Raw genomic sequence first — 2,186 nt, 5'->3', positions numbered from 1 at the left:
AAATGTCAATGTAATCTCCAAATACTTCTCTGGTGTTTCTATCTGCCTTTGAAATTGGAGTTCCAGTAAAACCAATGAATGTCGCATTTGGAAGAGCATTATGTATTTTTCGTGCAGCACCAATTTTTATTTCACCTGTGTTTGGATCAACCTTTTCTTCAAGTCCATATTGGCTTCTGTGTGCTTCATCTGATATTACAATAACATCTTCTCTGTCTGTTAGGGATTCTTCATAATCATCGAATTTTTGCATTGTTGAGAAGAATATTCCATTAGCTTTTCTGTCATTCAGCAATTCTTTCAGGTTTTTCATGCTTGTAGCTTGTTTTGGTGTTTGTCTTAAAAAATCCTTACATTTGGCAAATTGTGAATATAATTGGTCATCTAAATCATTACGGTCGGTAATGACAATAAAAGTAGGGCTTTCGAGTTTTTGTTGGAGTTTGTTAACATAAAATACCATGGATAAGCTTTTTCCACTTCCTTGAGTGTGCCAGAACACTCCTGCTTTGTGATCACTGTTAATAGCTTTGACAGTTGAGTTTACTGCTTTGTTAACAGCGAAGTATTGGTGGTATGCACCCATGATTTTAATTTTGGTTGTTGAATCGTTTGAATAAACAATGAAATTTTGTAATATGTCTAAAAATCTTGTTTTATCGAATATTCCTTCAAAGAATGTTGTGAAATCTGCCCATTGTGTTGATTCATAGCTTCCGTCAGTTGTTTTCCATTCCATGAATCTGTCTTCAGAAGCAGTGATTGTACCTGCTTTTGAAATTGACATGTCACTCATTACACAAAAAGCATTGTAATTAAAAAGAGTTGGAATCACTTGCATATATTTTTTAAGTTGGTTATAAGCTTCAGATGTGTCGGTATTTTCTCTTGATGGAGATTTTAACTCGCAAACTACTAAAGGAAATCCATTTACAAAAACAACAATATCCGGTATTTTCATCTCTTTATCAACTACTGTCCATTGGTTAATAGCAGTAAATAGGTTATTGTCAATATTATCATAGTCAATGAGTTTAACATGAGTGGATTCCTCTTTTCCATCTTTCCAATAGTTTACATTGATACCATTTTGAAGATAATCCATGAATTTATTATTTTTTTCTTCCAACGACCCAATATCAAAATTCTGAATAACTTCAATAGCTTTATCAACCGCTTCTTTATCTAAATGGTTATTAATACGATATAATATGTCTATATCGCCCATATAAAGAGGATTTTTATAATCTCTTTCAATATCCGGACCATAAAAACTGTTATAACCTAAATTTCCAAACAGTTCAATTAATGACTTTTCATAAGCTTCCTCATTATAAAATGAAATAAAAACCAACTCCTTTAAACAATATTCTAAGTTAACAACAATATTGTAATAATGTTAGTTATATAAAAGTATACTATTAAGTTTTACTAAAATTATATATAATAGCAAAAAGTTGATACAATGGCTTATATTATTGATGGTGCTTTTAATATTCCTTATGATTTAATTACCATTAAAGATTTATTAAAAAAGTTTAATTTGGAATTATTATTGCCTAAAAAAATTTTAGAATTAGAAGTTCCTAATGATTTTACATCATATCAATATATTAAATGTCTTGATGACCTTCCGGAAGATGAGCAGGAAGATTATCATGATTCATATGATTGTGATATTGTTGATGGACTAATTGAATCAATTGATGATGTTTTTGAAAGTTTTCATAGAATCATAGGAAACTTTCATATGATTGAAATTAAAGAATGTCCATTAGATGGATTATCTGTTGATGATTTTAATGATGGTAAAGATATTGGAGAATTCTTTTTGAACATGGAAAATCTTGATTTTGCTATGAGCTCTTGTTTAATGTATTATGAGTTTCCATTACCAAATTTAAATGGCTTTCCACTTATCATAGAATATGAATGGTCGGGTTATCAATCTCCTATTATGTATAATTAATAGATATTGAATTATTTAAGTTATTCATATCTCTCTTCTGCAATCTATTAATTTCATTATTAAATTTATAATTAATAGAAATACTATCAAGTAAAGCAACTCTAACATAGTGGGCCAATGTTTCTAGATCTTCTTTTGAAATATAATCAATTCCAGAATGAACAATACTTGATCTTATACCATACATGTCTTTAAGAAATGTTTTAATTTCATTTTC

At 29.1% G+C, this 2,186-nt stretch carries 3 protein-coding genes; 1 reads left to right on the top strand and 2 read right to left on the bottom strand.

Features of this window, described 5'->3' with window-relative positions; genetic code table 11:
- On the bottom strand, positions 1 to 1,354 hold a 1,354-nt coding region (locus tag Q4Q55_RS10435), incomplete at its 3' end, for a type I restriction endonuclease subunit R (RefSeq protein ID WP_303372731.1).
- Positions 1,355 to 1,465: 111 nt separating this feature from the next.
- Here Q4Q55_RS10435 and Q4Q55_RS10430 point away from each other — a divergent pair.
- Entirely contained in the window at positions 1,466 to 1,969 is a 504-nt protein-coding gene (locus Q4Q55_RS10430) for a hypothetical protein (RefSeq protein WP_303372730.1), read from the top strand.
- Here Q4Q55_RS10430 and Q4Q55_RS10425 read toward each other — a convergent pair.
- Positions 1,956 to 2,186: hypothetical protein (locus Q4Q55_RS10425; protein WP_303372729.1), on the bottom strand; the 231-nt coding region annotated here is incomplete at its 5' end. The two genes, Q4Q55_RS10430 and Q4Q55_RS10425, sit on opposite strands and share 14 nt — an antisense overlap.

Origin of the sequence: Methanobrevibacter sp. (assembly GCF_030539555.1) — an archaeon.
Taxonomy (GTDB): domain Archaea; phylum Methanobacteriota; class Methanobacteria; order Methanobacteriales; family Methanobacteriaceae; genus Methanocatella.
Note: the sequence above shows the minus strand (reverse complement) of the source record. Positions and strands in the feature narration are given on the sequence as shown.